Genomic DNA, 18,446 nt, shown 5'->3' on the forward strand with positions numbered 1-18,446 from the left:
AATAGCAATAAAAATATACAGCGAAAGAACGATTGTTAAATATCGTGGACCATTTACTAAAAAATTCAGTGCCAATATGAAACCAAATAAAGCAACTGAAGCAATTGGAGCCAAAGCAATTATTCTGAAATTTGGGACAGAACATTGTTGTTCAATGGTACAAGTCGGTATTAATTTCTTGTGGTCTATCTTCCCATATTCATCAAGGAGTATTTTTGCAGCAAAGCTATGAAACTTTTCGTGGACGTGGGAATTTATGATCATAAGAAAAATAAAGATTATGGGGGCTAAAATGAAATCAATTCTTGTTGATAGAATTTTATTGACAACAATAAAACAAATTGGAATTATACCAAAAAATATTGCCAATAGAATAACCCAAACAGGACGTTTAATTATCAATATATCTTCAGATGAAGATGGTATCACCGATGATCATCTCCTTATAAACTTATGTGTGTTAATAGGGTTATGTATATGCTGTACTATTAAGGATCAATCCGATGCTCCCTTATATCTTGGAATGATTACTTTCTTTTCTTTTATTCTGGCTATTGTTTTATATTCCCTGCATAAAGATAAAAACACGGAACCTGAAAAAATTGACCTCGGCGATGCAATACATATAACCATATCTAATAGTAGCGGAGCGGACTATACCCTTATTGCCCAACAAGAGCTATGGAATGAAGAAGCCCGCAACAAATTAGTGAAATATATGGATAAATACTTTTTGCGAATTAGGCCCGGAGAGTACGTTATATATCAGGGGACAAAATTCCATGAAGCACTTATGATATTTAGACTGCCGTTTATATAGCTGGATATGAGTCAGCAGAAAGGAGGCAACATGAATAAATACAAGCCTTTTATAATCATACTTATAGTTTTTGGGATTCTATCATATGTTGGATTTACCCGGGTTACCTTGCTGAATTCTATCAAGCAAGCAGAAAACAAATTTATTACAGCACTGGTTACGGGAAATATGGAAGAGGCTAAAAAACATGCCGATGGTAAGGTCTTATGGCATCTAAATTCAGCTACACTACCTAAAGCCAAACTTGAAAACATTGAAACATCGGTGGTGGCCTATAGCAACAATTGGGCGCAAGTAGATACTACAGTAGAATTCTCAGTAAACGGGATAAATGATATAGGCTGGTATAGAGTAGAACTTGCGAAAACAGGGGGATGGAAGGTAATAAGCATCCGTCAAACCGATTGCCCAGTTTTTGGCAGAGGCAGTAAAATATCAGAGCAGGATTTGGAATCTATTAAACGTGTGTTTGCAGATTATTTGGAGAAAGTAAAAACAAATGATTTTAAGGACATCGGAAAATATCTGGCCGGTCCAGCTCGCTCAGCTCATGAAGCACACCAGACTGAGCTGAGTTCGCCGCTGATACAACAATATTCAAATCTTACAATCAAACCTTTATGGATTGATGGAAAAACAGCCTTGGTTAAGTGCACATACAAAGTGGATGATCGGGATGCTGAGGTTATTGCCGGCTTCTACAAGACGTCCCAAGGATGGAAATTGGTAAAAATATAATCCAATAGTTTTTTTAGCTCGAAGCCGCCATAAAGGCGGTTTTTTTATTGGGGGTGTTTTTTATGCGTGCCAGAGATGGACCTATTTTATTTATTCTGCTAATCCTATTGTTGATGGCTACAAAGCCTGCATTGGCCGATGTCGCATACTGGGAATATAAAATAAATCCAGCTGAAACGATTATCGATACTGATAAAACTACAGCTTATGTCGATTCAACACTACATGAAATCCGGCTGCAGCAAATTGCTCCCAAAACGGTATCCATGTGGGGAGATGAATATCTGGATTACATAGTCCTTTCCCCTGACGGATTCAAGCATTTTGCTTATGATGATGCAACAGGATCTATGAAGGAAGTTGCATCATTAGGGAAAAACACTATGACTAACCCTATAACCCTCTTTATAAGCAATCCCTATCCTGATACAGTCATATTCGATAACCAGAACAGCAAAATAACTCATTATTCATTCACCGGCTTGGATATTCAAGAAAATCCGGCCATGGCCGTAAGCGGCGTTACCAATGTAGTGAGTATAGGAACAAGGGATATGGATTTGGCTTTTCTACATGACAAGAATCTGGAATACTACGGGTTTACAGGAAGCGGATTAAGTAAAGTAAATCCGTTATCAATTAACAGCTTAACGAACCCAGTTGACTTTGCATTATTCGGGGATAATTACGATTCAGTAATATTAGATGACTTTAAGGTCCGTTACTTTAATAATGGGGTAGAAAACCCAGCAGCAACGATTACAGGCATTATAAACCCTAAGAGTATTGCGGCATCGGAAGATGGGAATATTGCCGTATTAGACGGCAATACGCTTAAACATTATAAGCTTTCAGGAGCGAGTTTTGTTTATAACTCTGCCTTGTCTATTACTTCCGGATTAGCTAACCCTTCGTGCGTTGCCTTACGGCCAGGAAGTCAGGATCGGATAATAGTTGATGGAAATAACATTAAATACTATATGTATGACGGCGTGGGGCTTGTATATAATGCCTCACTATCAACGACCGTGGCTGGACTCAGTAATTTATTTACTTATATCCCAACCGCTATAGTCCAAAGCAACAGAGTTGCTGGGTTGACTCGAAATGTACAACAAGCCAGGGTAAGGGCATATTGTGAAGTTCCCGATCAAACATCTATTATATGGTCGCTATCGGCAGACGATGGAGTTACGTGGACAAAACGATGGAGAGTGGTAGGCACAGCAGGAGGTTCCCAACTTGAAATTACTGATGATGGCACTACCTGGGCCGCAATAGGTGATAAATCGTTGGGATATCCAAATTCAAGTAATACGGATATTACCGTTAGTTTTGACACTCCTGACAGAAAAGTAAAATGGAAAGCTGAAATGGGTACGACAAATATTTTTGTTACTCCCAAAATACGAGCGCCAGTGCCAGGAATAGATACCGCAGTTCTTCTGGATGTCAATACCAAACCAGGAACCCCTACAGTAACAGTGCCAATAGTACCCGCGCCGGATACTTGTTTTACAGATGCAAGGCCTACCTTATCATGGACGTTTATTGATACGGATGATGGTGATACTCAAGCAAATTATCAGATCAAAATTACTACCCTTGCGGGGGCTAAGGTAGTTAATACGGAAGAAGATGGTCTTCCGGGTGATGCTGATCCTACGCTCTCTCAATTTAAAATACCATCTGAAGTACTATTTAATTCTGGCCAGAGTGATTTTCTATTTCAGGTTAAAGTACAGGATTCAGGAGGTTTGTGGTCAGATGATTACTCAAACCTGGTTCAATTTTGCGTTGTGGCCTTTGAATCTCCAAGAGTGATAGAGATAAAACATCCACCCAGTGGGCAAATGCAGCCAGATCCCAACGATCCAGATACTTATATTTGGATCAACGATGGAATGGTAAAAGATGATTTACCTAAGACAAAAGCGGGAGGTCTTGTGAGTATTTTGGTCAATGGTATTGGCTTGGATCTGGGCGAGATTAATTTAAAATTTCCTTACTTGGGTCTGCAATCAACTTGTGAGGAACCAACTATAAAAGAAACGGTGGGAAACAACAAGAAATTTAATGCAAAGTTCTGGACCAAACCTCAGTTAAATGTTTGTCCGACCGGTTCAGTTGTTTATGGTGAGTTCACCGGTACTGCGGGGGGAGACACGACCAAGTTGATGCTAAACGAAAATATTCCCGCCAAATTTGCTGATGGTGTAGTAGTTACAGAAGGAACCGTGCTGGATGACTGGATGGTTGTCCTGCAAGGAAGAAAGGAGTAGGTTTATTGAAAAAAGTATTTCTTATAATTGTGCTCATATCAGTATTTTGTATTCCTATGGTTGCTCAGGCTTCATCCGAGGCCCGGTTTATAATTGGGAACGGAACATATAGCATCAACGGCGAAATTAAAACGGATGCTGCACCATATATAAAGGATGGTAGAACATTCCTGCCACTCAGATACGCAGCTTATGCAGTAGGAATAGGCGATAATTCGATAGCTTGGCAAGATGATATTCAAACTGCGATACTATGTAAAGCCGAAAAAACCATTGCGATTACGCCGGGAGAAAATAGGATTCTGGTGTTGCAAAACGGAGAAGTATCGCAAACATTATTATCTGATGCTGCTCCTGAAATTGTTCAGGGAAGAGTCATGCTGCCAATTCGAGCTATAGCTGAAAGCTTGGATTGTGACGTGCAGTGGGATGGCCCTAGCCAGACAGCAATTATAAAAATGGATTAACGCTAAAAGGCCGCGAAAGCGGTCTTTTTTAATGCCCAAATTTAAGAAAGGATGTGTTTGGATTTGTTGAATCAAGAGTCAACTGAATCAACCAGTTTTGCTGAACAAGTTACAAAGGATAACCAAGATAATGCAATTGAAAGTGAAGGCATAGTGGAGGGAAATACTGAAGAAAAAGAATTATCATGGGTGGATCAAGTACAGAACCTGGTTACCGAAATGAGAACTGTCGAAGACAAAAAGCTTACCATTAAAGAAGATTTATCTAATGCGGAATTAGACGTTGAGGCTCTTAAAAACATGCTGGCAGATGCTCAAGCTAAATATGAAAATCTTATTCAAGCCCAAAATGAGGAGGACCAACATTTCATGGAGCTTAAATCCCAGCTGAAAGCGTTAGTAGAAGTTTAATGTTGTTAGCATTAAATCCCGAAAATAAGCACTTGTCAGCAGATTGTCCAACAGTTTGTAACCAGGGACAGTTGTTAGTGTATCTAACCCAGAATCCTTTCGAGGAGGTTCTTATAGATCCAGAACTACCGGGACATTTAAAGATCGAAGATTTTTTCAGCATACTGAAAAAACGTTTTCCCAATGCTGGCCTATCCTTGATTAGCACCGAGGAAAAGAAATCTCAAATTAATGACAAGTCACTTGTTATATATTTTTTACTAAACTATTTAGTTTCGGGTACTTGTATAACTGTTTTTACAGTGGGAACTCCCTTCCAAAAACAAACGATATTTATTTCACTTTGCGCTTTATTAACCGGGGGAGTTTTTGCATATGTTACAAAATGTTTTTTGGAAAGGAGATGATAAGATTTAGAAATTTTTTATAGATAACCTCATACGAGGGGGGAAGTTATGCAAGAGCAAATTAAGGTATCGTCAAAATCAAATCCAAAATCAGTAGCCGGGTTTATTACCAACAAAATCAAAGACGGTAAGCCTGTAGAAATTATTACTATCGGTGCTGCAGCTCTAAATCAGGCTATTAAGGGCTTAAGTATTGCTAAACAATACTTAAGTAAAAGCCTGTGTTGTGAAGCGGATTTTGTGAACTACCCCGACTTATAGAAGTCGCGAGCTTCTGGCTTCGTCACCCGGCCAACGCCGTAGCTCCGCCTGGGCAGGTTCCCCGCCTCAAAATATTTATTGCGGCGTTTATATCTCGATCTAAAACAAGGCCGCAATGCGGACATTTATGTACTCGCACCGATACCCTTTGGGGACGGTGATCGCAATTCATCCCCCACCTATAGAGGATGGGGGGGCTTCTTGCGAAATGTGGTTAAAAGTTTCCTTAGACGATAGGGAAGTAACCGGCATCCAACTTATTGTTTCAGTGGCTACTAAAGTAGCCTAATTAAAAAACTTCCGACTGCAATATATTTTCACTGCTTATTCGGAGTTAATAAGTTTGTAGTGGAGGAGAATATGAACAAGATAGTTTTTTTATACTTCAACCAGCTTCAGAAATACGATATAGAAACCTTTCGCCATTCATACAGAGTTTCAATAATATCATGTTTGATAGGGCAACAATTAGGGCTTTCAATTAATGAATTAAATACTCTGAAAGATGCCGCATATCTGCATGATTTAGGGAAGTTGAAGGTGCCACAAAAAATACTTAATAAACCGGGAGATTTGTCATCAGAGGAATGGGCACATATTAAGGATCATCCTAGAAATGGGTATCGCTTATTAAAGCGGGCAAAATACCCCACTGAACAAATTAGTAATGCTATTCTAGCACATCACGAACACTACGACGGGAGAGGATACCCTAACCGTATTGGCGGGGAGGATATCCCTTATCTGGCTCGTATTATCACAGTAGCCGATGGACTTGACGCTATGGTAAATGTAAGGCCATATCGAAATCCTACGCCAGTACCTGATGCTTATAAAGAAATAAAAGAATGTGCTGGAAGTCAATTTGACCCTTATGTAACCAATGCCTTATCTAAAGTAAATAGCAATGAACTTAGTAGGGGGATATATAAGGAACAACAATTAAAAAACAAACTGCTTTTTAATATGTATTTTTTAACCCCCTGAGAAGGGGGTTTTTTAGTACCAAAATTTAATGAAAGGTGGGCAGTTTTATCTAACATCTCAAAAAACAAATAGTTAAAATCTTAATTCTAAACTTAAGGAGGAAATTTACATGAAAAAATTACAATTAGGTGATGTTGTTACCGGTCGGGTGAAAGCAGTTCTGCCAGCAGAGGACAATGTTAATATGGCCGGAACACTGGTGATTGGGCTATATGGAGAGGCTCAAGGAGTTGTCCCCATACATGAGGTTTCTCCGGAAACCGACATTGATATTAAAGCCCGGACTATATCAAGAAGATATATGGGGCGTACAGTTATCGCAAAGGTTATACAACTGAAACCTTTGTTATTGTCAATTAAAGATGCCGTCAATGAGCGCTTGCCCGAGGTTAAAGTGGAAATTGGGCAAGAATTGATCGGAACAATTGTTTACGTTAACCGCAAACAAGCAGAAGTTGAATACGAAGGATGCCTTAAAATGGTATTGCCGGTTTCTGAATTTGGCCCTTTGAGAGTTGGCGATCTAAGTAAGGTAGCCACTCCAGGGCAGCAAATTCGGGTTGAAGTGGTTGATATTCAAAAAGATACTATCACTGTAAGCCATAAAAAATTTGCGCCCAATCCATGGCCAGAGATACAGGCAAAATACCGTGTTCGTGGTCAATATCTTGGCCGAGTGGCAAAAATAATTCCTATTGGAATATTTGTTACCCTGGAGCCGGGATTAGACGTTTTAGCTGCTCCCAAACCCTCATTTTTTGAAGTATTCCCGGGTGATGAAGTAGCTTTGGAAATTACCGATATGGAACCAGGTACCGGGAAAATTAAAGGGATGGTTACTGCCCTGGTGTCCTCAGCCGAGAGGAGGAGAAAAATTGTTTAAAGTAGGCGTTGATTTGGGTTATGGATATACCAAAATTGCTGCTGAAAATAGCAACCGCATTTGTTTCCCCTCACTTGTAACGAAAGGTCAGGAAATTGATATGCCTGACCTTCTGGGTGCCCGGGAAGATTATATAGCCACTATAAATGGAACCACATGGTATGTGGGTAAAATGGCAGCTAAAGAAAACCGCCTCGCAACCCGCGCATTTGATGCTAACGAACGTTTTAATAATGGAACATTCCAAACAATTTTAGCTACAGCTCTGGCCGTATCCATACCTAACGGCGAAGATATAATGGTGGTTACTGGATTGCCATTGTCAGCGTTTAAAGATTCCCAAAATAGTTTTTTAGAATTCTTAAAGCAGTATTCTGCCACGGTAATAATTGAGGGTAAAGAAAAAAATATCTCTGTTAAGGCTGCTCATGTATTCCCACAAGCGGCAGGGATATTTGTAAATCCATATTGTTCCCACTTAAAGGATGCCTTAAACCCGGGTGATTTAGTTACAGTTATTGATATCGGATACAGAACCACAGATGTTGCAGTGTTTGAATATACCGGTAGCAAATATCTATTCCTGGCTGATAACTCCTTTACCATAGACACGGGAATGTCTACGATCTTTCGTTCATTAGGTGATATAGTCGCTAGTGACGCAGGAGCGTTTGAGGTACGGTTAGAAGTTGCTGAAGCCATATTCTCTAATGGAGTAGGGTATATAAACAATAAGCCGATGGATTACCGCGATAAAATTGCCGAACTAAAAGCCACGGTAGTTAACCGTATAATGGATGGCTATAATCTTAAAGGCCCGAAGATGGAAGGGCAAAAAGGTCGAAATGTTCCTATCTTAGCAGGTGGGGGCAGTATCCCACTTAATAAAGAACTTCTGTCAGCATTTCCGGAAGCCGAAACTATCCAGGATGCCCAATTTGCTAATGCTGTTGGATTCTTGGAAGTAGGAAAACGTCTGGATATATCGATCCTGGATTAATATTTAAAAAAATATACTGAAAGGCGGTTCTTCGGAGCCGCTTTTTTATTTGACAGAAAGGAGCGTTATTGTGATGAATATCCCAAGTTGTCCTTCTTGTGGGCAACAGCTAAAGTCCCGGCCTTATTCATGGGTATGTTCAAATTGCGGACTGCAGATAAACAACATAATATCCGGGAAGGTAATAAGCCCGGCAATTATCCAACAACTTTGCACGAATAAACGTACTCCAGTCATGTCGGGGTTTATTAGTAAGGCGAGAAAACCTTTCTCAGCGGCACTTGTTATCCGCGACAACAGAATAGTATTTGAATTTCCCAATAACGATTCGTCTTCCAGAAGTGATGATGCCGCGATGGGCGGGGCTGTTGTTAGAGTCTAATCACCATCTTCCGGGGCTGTGGCAATATATATTTCTGGCCCAGTCGATTTCAATTGCACGGTTAATTTCGGGCTCATTCCGACTCGGCTGGCAGGTATTTGCTACATAATCGCTATAATAAGCGATTGGCAATCAAGGCCAACAACCGAGACTTCGTTGAATATGCCTTGCGAGAAGTAATCCCTACCAGGAAAGAAGCAAGATTTCTAGTAGAATATATGTGGAAAATCTTAGACAACTTTGAATCCTGGGAAATAAAATACGACCATCAAAAAAGACGTTCCCTGAAGGGTGGCGTAGTTCAGAGCACTTTCCCGAAAAGATTGTTCCCCTGGCTCAAGGCCGACATAATGCCGGAAGGGGATATTGTACGGGTTCAACTCCCTGATGATCCGGCAGTAATTGCAAATTTTCAGGCATCAATTCGTACGGCACAAGGCGAAGGTTGTACATATACCGTGCCGCCCGGAGCAATTAAAGTTGTCCGGGCGTGGGTAGCAACCCAAAGACCAGATAAAGAGGGAATAGTATAAACAAAAAGTAATATCTTGGCAGGGAATATCGAGTTTTTATTGAAACATAATAATGGGAAGCTTAATTTTGAAGCCCCGTAATATATTAGACTGTCGAGAAGAGAGATTTATTAAATGGGTCAATTAAATTTTAAACCAAATTACTACGAAATTCTTCAAGTGAATCATAAAGCAGATCCAGATGTTATAAAAGCAGCATATCGAAGTTTAAGTAAAAAGAATCATCCTGATTACAATGGCGATGAAGAAAAAATGAAGCTCATAAACGAAGCATATGAAATATTAATGAATCCAGTAATTAGAGAAGATTATGATCAATGGTTAAGGAATAACACCAAGCAAAGACCAAGAGAGACCGTTTATTATAAAGCAACAAAAAGGAAAACAAGCAAAGACGAATTTTCACAACAATCATCGGAATATAAGGCAAATAATAAACCGGAAGCAGATCAAACATCAAAGTATAAATCAAAAAATAAGCAAGCAGAACCTATTAAAACACCCATTTCAAAAAAAATATCACGAATGTTAAAGCAAGGAAATGGATCTTTATTTGGAGTCGGGATACTGGTTTTATCAATTATTATGGATTTATTTAAACGTTCGGATATATTCGCTATTAGTGGTGCCATAGGAATAATTATATTTTTTATATATACAAGAAGTATTTTATTAACTTTAGCTCTAATTTTTATACTAAACTTTGCATTAACAAAAATACAACCAATGATTATGCTATATCTCAAGTAACCCCGTATACCCCTAACTTAACCCGCCTGGTCGCCAAGATAAAATTAAGAATTTTAAGATAGATCCGAGAAGGTTTCCACCAACAACCAATATAATTCTCACATAACGGCTTGTCAAAATAGATAGGCTGTTATTTTTATGAAAAATTATGAGGAAGTTTTCTCTATGTGTCGCAAATAAACCTTAGAAAAATCGCGGACACAGGACGAAATGAATATGATGAGCGTGTCGCAAGAGTTTTTAAACAATAAAATTATAATTCATGCAACACATTTAAATATCAAAAAGTACATAAAAGCCCCAAAGCAGAAGGCATTAAAAGTGTGTCGCAAGGAGGATATTATGGCAGCGATAAGAGTTAATTTGTTTTTTCCGGACAACCATGAAATTGCATTGCTCCCCAAGGGGCAAAGAGCCGTAAAAGCTAAGGAATTAATTGAATTTGCACTCACCTACCAAAAGCAAATAACACAACTTCAATCCGATATAACAGATATTAAAAATATGGTTTCTAGCGGAGTAATCCCGCCAGTACCAGAAAAGTCAAAAGAAATGATAGATGCCGACGCAGAACTAATTAAGGATATATTAGGGATGTCCTGATAAGGAGGCAAACTTTGTGGAAGAATTCTTAAAGCGTTTTATGTTGTCCAGGGGAGACTTCAACTACCTTAAATCCTTGTCATTAGAACAATCAAAAGAAATCCAAAAAGTTATTAATGAAGTCTATAATGCTCATGGCGAAATGTTGGCATTGAAATACATAGAAGATACACGATACTTGGATGAAAAAATGATAGACGGCATTAATCCAGGTGGGATTGAAACTGCTGTATATAACGATCCTTACCGGTTATCGGTATTTATACCAGAGTTTCCTTTACATCTTAAACAATACGCAAAAACAAAATTCTCAACAAAATTGGGTTTTGATACAGCCGAACGCTGGCAGAATTATATGGTTGTTGCTTTACGCGAGCTCCGATCGAAAGGTGCGGTAATGTTTATTGGTCCAGTTGTTATATTCTATCTATTTCACTTCCCAAAACAGAACATGGACGTGGATAATTATGCAATAAAATTCATAAACGATACATTTAGAAATGGAAAGATCATTGAAGAAGATAGTTATGAACACACCTCGGTGTTTTTCAAAGGGATACCAGATATGGTTAAAAGAGGTACGGAAATTAACATTGTAAGAGACGTGGATTTTGTTAGATTTCTTACTGCCATATTATAGAAAGCAAAAATCAATAATAAATCAAGTAGCAGTTGAGGGAAAAAATAACCCTAAACAAAGAATTATCAAAGGTTGAAGAGGAGTAAAAACAAACTCTAAAAGAGTTTTAAAATAAATCAAGTAATAAATATTAAAAAAATGGCTTCGGCCTTAGAGCTACCAGCGATAAAGACACATATTATAAAAAATGGTTTCGGATTTGGATTTATAAATCCATTAAATTAGGGGGTTGCTTGAAAAATAAATACAAGTAACTTGATGAATAAAGTCAATAAAAACGGAAATGAAAGCAAGGTAAAAATATAAATCAAGTGATAAGGGGGCTACCTGAAGGGGAGGTCACATACGCACACACGCAAAAGTAAAGATGCTACAAGATGTAATAAAAAGAATTACGAAAAGGGAGGTAATAATAATCAATGACAAGAGCATGGGAACGTCAAGAATTGGATCTTAAAATTTTGGAATCATTATATGATGTCAAGGCATTAATTGGTAGGACGGTAGTGAAAATTTATACATCAGGGAATGAGCAACGGGGGTATGATAGATTACATGCTTTAAAGAAAAGAGGATTGGTTGAAGGTATACCATATTGCGAGGTTAAGGGAAATGGCAGGAAAGAAAACTTACCGGGCAAGAGAAAGAAAAGGGCAACATTATATTATTTAACGGCAGATGGAGTAAGAGTCGCTAAAAAATTAAAAAAATTGGAAATTGACGGGGCAGAACGTTCAATGCGACCAGAAGAAGAACAATTAATACCATTGTATTTTGCATCACTATTGGCAGAAAATATTCCACTAAAATTCTATAACGCCAAAGAGTTCAAGTTAAAAAATAGAATTCCAAACTTTGTAACCCTGGATTTGATATGCGGTGATTGGCTGATTATTATTGAGCGTGAACAAAATAATGCCTACCGCAGAAATCTATGTAAACAAGTCAAGGGGTTAAGAGAGAATCCCGCCTGTGGGAATATTTTAATACTATGTCATTCAGAGCTGAAAAGAACAGTATCTATACAAACATGGAAAAAGGAATATGGGCCAACCGCTCACTTTATGGTGAAAGACAATTACAATGGCATTTACCGACTTCTATCAGGTAATACCACGGCAGAAATCATCAAAACTATAGAACAAAACAAAGGTCCGGTGCAGATGTTAACCCTGCCGGTAGAAGGGTTCACTCACATAATTAACGGCAAACGCAGTGTAATAATAGATTTAATAGGTTTTCCTGTCCGGTCGATGCGACACTTAAGCGGGGTTATCACGCCAAACCATAACCCCCATATAGGAGTGGAAAGCGTGGATGATTTAAAGGCAATAGTAAGATGTTTCCCAGAAATCCTTCGGCCAGGTTTTGAGTTTTTCACGTTGGATGGTGTTACTGGAACATCTGAAGCTATAAGTAGGTTATACAGCAGGAAGGAGTGATGTATTTGTCCTGGCAGAATTTAATAAGCTCCACGAAGTATTCTAAGATAGGCGCGGTTGTTTTAATAGCAGCCGCTATTCTTGTATTTATCTCAAGTTTTAAAACCCTAACCCCGATACCATTATTTGGCATATTCGCAACTATATTAATAATCTTGAGCCTGCTCATCACAATCCAGGAACGCCAGATATGGACGATGATATCGATAGGTTTAATATTATTCGGCAGCAATTATATGCAAGGGGCAAGCCCGATCTCTGGAACCGATGCAACCCACGTAGAGTTTTTAAACAGAGTTTTGAGCCGGGTAATGGGATTAATAACGATTATAGCCGCAGCACTATTCGGTATATTTTATAAATCCCGTTTTAAAGACGGAGTTGAAAGCACTTTTGATAAATTATTGAGAGATGTTCATGGGCAGAAGCCAGATAAGATTTACCACCCGCCAGTATTAATATGCCGAGAAAAAATCAGAAGGCCGGTGTATCTTGAAGGTCTCGATAGATACTTGCATACCTTGTTAGTTGGTTCAACCGGCACAGGTAAAACATCAACAGTATTGGCACCATTGGTCTGGCAGGATTTACAAAACATGCACAAAGGCAACCCACTGGGCATAACCGTAGTAGCCCCCGACCATGAATTTGTGCATCAAATACGTGAATGGTGTGAGCAATTAAGTATTCCTTGCACGATAATCGACCTGGACGATCCAAATACCTGCAGATTTAATCCTCTTGAAGGCGATGCAACTATTGTGGCAGAAATCATGCGTACCGTTTTAAGATCAACCTTTGGAGAGCAAGACGCATTCTTTGGACAAGCACAGGAACTACATGCCAAAAATACCATGCTTTTATTGAAACGGCTAAGAGGAGACAATTTAACTTTGCTGGATGTATATAAAGCCCTGATGGACATAGAGGACGTACAAAACCAAGTTGACCGGTATGAGGAATTATATGGCGAGGACGTAATCACCACTTACTTCAAAAAAGAAGCCTTCGGCAGAAATAAAGATAAGCTTCATCAATTTGCTATGGGCCTGCGTATGCAGATATCTGACTTATTGACCAATGAAAATATCTATAACGTCTTAGTAGGCCGCTCTGAAATTAATCTTGATCGGCACATGGAGGAAGGGGGTGTATTATTATTCAATACAGCCCTTGGTAAGATGGGGCATATGAGCCGAGTATTTGGGCAATTTCTTATTATGCACACCCAAAACGCAGTTTTTAGGAGACCAGGAAATGAATTTACTCGTATTCCACATTATTTATATATAGACGAATTACCGGTGTACTTTAACTCAGAACTTCAAAATTTACTTAATATGGGCAGAAAATATCGTTGTGGCTGCACCTTTACAATCCAGGGACCTGCCCAGTTGGAAAATATGAAGCAGGGGTTAGCAATTAGAAAAATAATTTTCAATGGCTGTCGTAATAAAATAGTAATAGGTATAGAGGACTCATCAGATGCAAAATTAATGTCTGAAATGTTTGGCGAAAAAGAATCAATTGAATTAAGGAAAAACCGCAAACGATTTGAGATTTTTGCGAATTCATATTCTGAAACTGAAAAGCTCAAACCTCGATTCACTTATACTGAGATATTGGAATTAGATCCCTGGCATGGGTTAGTTAAATTAGTAAAGAACGGCCGTAATCAGGAGCCAATTGAAGGGATATTTGAGGAACCATGGGTATTCCAATCCAGAATACAAAAAGAATTGAGTAAAATTCCAAAACACGAAATAATTCTGCCAGAAGAATAGGGGAGGAGGAACTTGACTTGGAAATAAAGATCAAGGGGAAAGAGAAAGAAAAAGTAAACGAGCAAAGCCTTCATAAGATTGTATCATACGCAATTCTCCTGGGTTTCGAGGTGAGTATAATTAACCTTTCTGCCGTGGAGAAATGGATGGAAAACTACGCTGAAGCCGGGAAGCTGAAAATTAAAAAAACAACCAAGATATGAGAACACTAACCAACCCAGAAATAACATCTGAATATTGATGACAGATGGGAGGAGTATGGATGATATTTGCAGATGAGGAGCATAAGTCCTTCTATATTCAAAATGTACAAAGGACAAAAAGCCAAAAGGACCCTTATAGAAAAGCACTGTTTTATACTCTGGGAATCACTGGCATAACCCGGGATTGCATAGAACATATTTACGACTTTAATAAAAATCAAATCATACTAAAAGCATTAAACGCCGCCTGGCAGACCGGTACCACAATGAGAATCACAAGATTAGCATTTAATCTGTACAACGGATATTTGGGCGAAACCGAAGAAGAAGGTTATAAGTTTACTCCATATTACCTGTTCGACACCGGATTATTGCCCTTTATGTTAGAGGCAATTAAGGTCAGATACGCGGAGTACGCAACATAATTTTAATATAGGCCAAAAAGCGGGTTTAAGGCCCGCTTTTTCTATCTCAAAAAACGCCAAAACGGAGGGGATCAAAAATGTTGTATAACACCGAACCAACAGAATTTAATATAATCCAACCACTAAATTACAAGAACCCATTACCTGCATGGGGAGTGCTAATACTGGAGTTTATTGCCCCTCGCATATTGTTAGGGGTTGATACCGTTACCAAAACATGCTTTTCAAGCGGTAACCGCACCGGCCGAAAGAAATTAATACAGCTGGCATTGGCAGGATACCTGAAAAGATATGAAATATCCACATCAGAACGTCACTTTATAGCATATAGCTTGGGCTTGGAAGGTATGCGCTCCACCCGGGTTATAGCTCCGGAGGTCGATATAATAAAAGCCCAGGAATTAATAATCGCTAATGAATTTTGCCATAAATATGTCATAACAAATTTTATACTCTGGCCAACCAAAAGCCTTTTAGTAGGGCAAATTGAGTTGAATGGTAACAAGTATTCGCTATGGTGCCCACGACGAACAGAGAAGCCCAAGCGGATAAAATCATTACAGAACGAGTTGCCATTATCAAGTGAGGGATTAATAGTAATCGCCCCTAACCTGCGGTATATTTATACCATTGCAGAACATATGACGGGTCTGTATGTGCCTGTTTTCTTTTGTATAGATTCAATACTAGATCGGTTTATGCGGTTAGATAATGGGGTATTGGTTCCGGTGTGAACCGTACCCTCCTAATCAACTTTTGATAAAATTTCAATGCGTGAATTAAGGGAATCTGAAATTCTATTTATTTGTTTAGTATGATCTTGATCACCGTTATTTCTAAGACGATAAGTTACGTTATTAAGCCAGGTCATTAATTCAACAGGTAGTAGTTGCCATTGTTTAATGGTCATTTGATTTTTTAGGGCTATAGCTTCAGAAAGACCAAAATACTGATTCTTTCTCACTATTTCTGCTGCTTCCGGAGATGAAAGCTTAAATCTTTCATTTGACCATTCATTGAGCCACTTCATTAGAATTAAAATTGATGCATAAGCGGCCTGAGCCTCTTCTTTCTCAATCACCCCGATTAATCGAGCCTTACCAGGATGAAATAAATTACGATAGTCTCTTAAGTTCTCTGCAGTAGATAGAATATGCGGAGGAATAACAGCTCCATGAATCTCCTTAATTTGGTAGATAAGTTTACCAAGGGGGAAATTATTAATTCTATCAGGGACATCACCTAATTGCTCAAATATAGCTATTAGAACAACTTCAGCTGTTGCTCCACTTAAAGCACAAGTACCTACCCACAACTCATTGTCCCGGGCTAACGTAGCTTCAAGCCATAACTGATTGGCAATTTTGTTTAAAGTAGAATCCTCAATAAAATTAAACAATGACATATCAATTCACTCCTATATTAATTTTCTTAAATTTCTATAAATTTTCACCATTTACTTTTGTAATTTTACTCTATTGAAACCAGAAACTACGCACACACCCAGCTTTCAAACTAAGTTACTACTGAATACAAAGAGTTCTATTGAAGCGAGATAGAATAATTAAAGAACCAACCCTCAGCTGTAACCAGAATTGTTTTACGCCTCTTATCACTCTCATCTATAATACTGGTAACTAATCCAGCTACTTCTAGTTGGCTTATATATCGCCTCATTGTTGGCCAGTTCTTGAACCCAAAAATATCGTAATCACTGGGAGACAGCTCTCCATTGCATTCGATAATTTGTTTAAAAACTTCTAATGCTCGAGGTTTTATCAATGTCATAACAGCTTTAATTTTTTCTTTACTCTGGTAATTTAACCATTTATAAAAGGTTTCTCTCTTTTCTTCATTAGTCAAGGGTAGGTTACTATCAGAAACGTCTAAACAGTAATTATTGGCATAATTCAATGCATTGCGCGTATTATTATGTAAAATTTTATATAAGTGCTCAAATTCTTGACAATTTATTGGGAGGTATCCTTTATCCTCTACGATCTCAAACCGTTTTATTCTTGTTAATAGGATATCAATAGCATATTTAAAGTCTACGCCACAAAGATTGATAGGCATATTCATTCTTCCATGTAAACGCGGGGAAGAAGCAACTCCTCTCATAATCCCCATTGACCCACATAATACCCACCGCAAGCCAGTAAAAGCAAACACCTTATCCCTAAATCGTTCTATCTGCTCTCGAGCAATTTGAGAAGTTTGCAATAATTCCATATTGTCCAGTATACAAACAATTCCCCCATCAAGACTTTCATAAGGTGGAAAAATGTCAGACAACCAGTTCAAAACTGTAGTTTTAAAGCCACTTTTAAGGAATCCTGCTCCTGGATTCGCCTGTTGGGTCGTACCGACTCCGAAGCCTAAATGTTTAACAATATTTACACTACCACTGTAACCGTTGATTAATGGTGAATTGAGCCATTTAATTATCGCTCCGCCATTTTCTAAATAAAACCCACGGTCCTTTAATTCCTTACCTCTTTTTAATAAGGTTTGGGCCACTGCCATTAAAACTTCGTCTATAAAATCTTCTGGTTCTATGTCAGCTGATAGCTGAAATCGAGCATCACAGGGAATAAATAAAGGGCCAACTCCCGTCCTTAGATAATCATCAAACATTTCATATACCGCTATATTTACTAAGCTGGTTTTTCCAACTCCATTATCGCCCTCAATGGTAACCAAATTGGAAGATGAGGATAAGCTTTTTTTAAGCTGCTTAATTTCATTTTTTCTATTTACTAAAAGTGCTTTTCCATTTTCATCTGCTGGTAAAGGATGTGTTTTAAAAGGAGTTTCTGTAAATCCCCATTCATGAAAAATATTCATATAATTTCCCCCAATTTATATTAATAACAAAACATAAACTACAAACATTTTAACCCACCGTACAATACATTCCAACGATTCATTTATCTGGATTATGGGAAGGCAATGTGTCAGTTTACTCCAGGCACCCATTTTCCCTGGAAAACAATAAACCTATGTACAAAAATCAATAAATAACGTAAAATTTAATTTAAAAATAGATCAAAAACATAAAATTTTATTACCTTAGACGAAAATGGGTGACAAAAAGGTAACGTTTTCGAGTAGGTATCCGTGTGCCTTAAGGTAAACGTTAAAATTTCATAATTGATGCAAGGGAGGGTATTCGCGTACCCTTAAGGCTCTTCAAATCTTGGAGAGCTTTTTTGTTGGCATAAATCAGGAAGTTATCAATAAGAAGGGGGAGAGTTTATGGCGGAAGAACAGTGTCCCGTTTGTTATGCTTATTTGGACTTCAATGGCCGGTGCCCAGTTTGCATGAAACGTTCCTACATGACAAGAACAAGTATAGATAGTAGCCGTTCAAGTTGAAACAGGATAATTAGAAAAAGAATTAGAATTATTCAGCGTGTCTGGCGATC

At 38.3% G+C, this 18,446-nt stretch carries 24 protein-coding genes; 21 read left to right on the forward strand and 3 right to left on the reverse strand.

From position 1 onward, the window contains the following. The 7 genes from PHO71_RS21335 to PHO71_RS21365 all read left to right on the forward strand — a co-directional run. The coding region (locus tag PHO71_RS21335; protein ID WP_300207278.1) for a hypothetical protein at positions 1-232 on the forward strand (232 nt) is incomplete at its 5' end. Between the two features lie 24 nt (positions 233-256). Then, positions 257-820 carry a hypothetical protein gene (locus PHO71_RS21340; protein ID WP_300207280.1) on the forward strand — a complete coding sequence of 188 codons (564 nt, stop codon included), beginning with the start codon at positions 257-259 and terminating at the stop codon, positions 818-820. 6 nt (positions 821-826) lie between these two features. Next, entirely contained in the window at positions 827-1,558 is a 732-nt protein-coding gene (locus PHO71_RS21345; RefSeq protein WP_300207282.1) for a hypothetical protein, read from the forward strand. A gap of 62 nt (positions 1,559-1,620) precedes the next feature. Further along, positions 1,621-3,840, forward strand: coding sequence for a hypothetical protein (locus PHO71_RS21350; RefSeq protein WP_300207284.1), 2,220 nt, complete (start codon positions 1,621-1,623; stop codon positions 3,838-3,840). A 29-nt stretch (positions 3,841-3,869) separates the two neighbouring features. Continuing rightward, positions 3,870-4,307, forward strand: coding sequence for a copper amine oxidase N-terminal domain-containing protein (locus tag PHO71_RS21355; RefSeq protein ID WP_300207287.1), 438 nt, complete (start codon positions 3,870-3,872; stop codon positions 4,305-4,307). 57 nt (positions 4,308-4,364) lie between these two features. Next, entirely contained in the window at positions 4,365-4,718 is a 354-nt protein-coding gene (locus PHO71_RS21360) for a hypothetical protein (RefSeq protein WP_300207289.1), read from the forward strand. Positions 4,719-5,173: 455 nt separating this feature from the next. Continuing rightward, entirely contained in the window at positions 5,174-5,386 is a 213-nt protein-coding gene (locus PHO71_RS21365; RefSeq protein ID WP_300207291.1) for a stage V sporulation protein S, read from the forward strand. A 22-nt stretch (positions 5,387-5,408) separates the two neighbouring features. On the opposite strand, the gene PHO71_RS26280 is transcribed toward PHO71_RS21365, so the two are convergent. Beyond that, positions 5,409-5,558 (reverse strand): zinc ribbon domain-containing protein, encoded by a 150-nt coding sequence (locus PHO71_RS26280; protein ID WP_367279921.1) that lies wholly within the window; start codon positions 5,556-5,558, stop codon positions 5,409-5,411. Between PHO71_RS26280 and PHO71_RS21370 the strand changes: the two genes are divergently transcribed. From PHO71_RS21370 to PHO71_RS21435, 14 genes are all read left to right on the forward strand, one after another. Then, a complete protein-coding gene (locus PHO71_RS21370; RefSeq protein ID WP_300207293.1) occupies positions 5,502-5,675 on the forward strand; it encodes a hypothetical protein in 174 nt (57 codons plus the stop codon). The genes PHO71_RS26280 and PHO71_RS21370 overlap by 57 nt on opposite strands. A gap of 71 nt (positions 5,676-5,746) precedes the next feature. Beyond that, positions 5,747-6,373, forward strand: a complete 627-nt coding sequence (locus PHO71_RS21375) for an HD domain-containing phosphohydrolase (RefSeq protein ID WP_300207296.1) — start codon at positions 5,747-5,749, stop codon at positions 6,371-6,373. Between the two features lie 109 nt (positions 6,374-6,482). Beyond that, positions 6,483-7,256 (forward strand): S1 RNA-binding domain-containing protein, encoded by a 774-nt coding sequence (locus tag PHO71_RS21380; RefSeq protein WP_300207298.1) that lies wholly within the window; start codon positions 6,483-6,485, stop codon positions 7,254-7,256. Next, the gene (locus PHO71_RS21385; protein ID WP_300207301.1) at positions 7,249-8,256 is read left to right on the forward strand and encodes a ParM/StbA family protein; all 1,008 of its coding nucleotides are present in this window, start codon (positions 7,249-7,251) and stop codon (positions 8,254-8,256) included. The genes PHO71_RS21380 and PHO71_RS21385 overlap by 8 nt, the downstream gene beginning before the upstream one ends. Positions 8,257-8,329: 73 nt before the next feature. Beyond that, positions 8,330-8,638: a topoisomerase C-terminal repeat-containing protein gene (locus tag PHO71_RS21390; RefSeq protein WP_300207303.1), complete on the forward strand. Its 309-nt coding sequence runs from the start codon at positions 8,330-8,332 to the stop codon at positions 8,636-8,638. Between the two features lie 125 nt (positions 8,639-8,763). After that, the gene (locus PHO71_RS21395) at positions 8,764-9,171 is read left to right on the forward strand and encodes a hypothetical protein (protein ID WP_300207305.1); all 408 of its coding nucleotides are present in this window, start codon (positions 8,764-8,766) and stop codon (positions 9,169-9,171) included. A 114-nt stretch (positions 9,172-9,285) separates the two neighbouring features. Further along, positions 9,286-9,921 (forward strand): DnaJ domain-containing protein, encoded by a 636-nt coding sequence (locus tag PHO71_RS21400; RefSeq protein ID WP_300207308.1) that lies wholly within the window; start codon positions 9,286-9,288, stop codon positions 9,919-9,921. A gap of 210 nt (positions 9,922-10,131) precedes the next feature. Beyond that, a complete protein-coding gene (locus PHO71_RS21405; RefSeq protein WP_300207311.1) occupies positions 10,132-10,524 on the forward strand; it encodes a hypothetical protein in 393 nt (130 codons plus the stop codon). Between the two features lie 16 nt (positions 10,525-10,540). Beyond that, positions 10,541-11,164: a hypothetical protein gene (locus PHO71_RS21410; RefSeq protein WP_300207314.1), complete on the forward strand. Its 624-nt coding sequence runs from the start codon at positions 10,541-10,543 to the stop codon at positions 11,162-11,164. Between the two features lie 419 nt (positions 11,165-11,583). Further along, complete coding sequence (locus PHO71_RS21415) at positions 11,584-12,606, forward strand: hypothetical protein (protein WP_300207317.1); 1,023 nt, start codon at positions 11,584-11,586, stop codon at positions 12,604-12,606. A 5-nt stretch (positions 12,607-12,611) separates the two neighbouring features. After that, positions 12,612-14,390: a type IV secretion system DNA-binding domain-containing protein gene (locus PHO71_RS21420; protein ID WP_300207319.1), complete on the forward strand. Its 1,779-nt coding sequence runs from the start codon at positions 12,612-12,614 to the stop codon at positions 14,388-14,390. A 17-nt stretch (positions 14,391-14,407) separates the two neighbouring features. Next, a complete protein-coding gene (locus PHO71_RS21425; RefSeq protein WP_300207322.1) occupies positions 14,408-14,593 on the forward strand; it encodes a hypothetical protein in 186 nt (61 codons plus the stop codon). A 44-nt stretch (positions 14,594-14,637) separates the two neighbouring features. Further along, positions 14,638-15,018, forward strand: coding sequence for a DUF6075 family protein (locus tag PHO71_RS21430; protein WP_300207324.1), 381 nt, complete (start codon positions 14,638-14,640; stop codon positions 15,016-15,018). Between the two features lie 77 nt (positions 15,019-15,095). Further along, positions 15,096-15,752 carry a hypothetical protein gene (locus tag PHO71_RS21435; RefSeq protein ID WP_300207327.1) on the forward strand — a complete coding sequence of 219 codons (657 nt, stop codon included), beginning with the start codon at positions 15,096-15,098 and terminating at the stop codon, positions 15,750-15,752. An 11-nt stretch (positions 15,753-15,763) separates the two neighbouring features. On the opposite strand, the gene PHO71_RS21440 is transcribed toward PHO71_RS21435, so the two are convergent. Together PHO71_RS21440 and PHO71_RS21445 are read right to left on the reverse strand one after the other, a co-directional pair. Further along, complete coding sequence (locus PHO71_RS21440; protein WP_300207330.1) at positions 15,764-16,423, reverse strand: hypothetical protein; 660 nt, start codon at positions 16,421-16,423, stop codon at positions 15,764-15,766. A 137-nt stretch (positions 16,424-16,560) separates the two neighbouring features. Next, entirely contained in the window at positions 16,561-17,865 is a 1,305-nt protein-coding gene (locus PHO71_RS21445; RefSeq protein ID WP_300207332.1) for a hypothetical protein, read from the reverse strand. Positions 17,866-18,446 lie beyond the last annotated feature (581 nt).

The sequence above is a fragment of the Bacteroides sp. genome, from assembly GCF_028690125.1.
Classification (GTDB): Bacteria; Bacteroidota; Bacteroidia; order Bacteroidales; family Bacteroidaceae; genus Bacteroides.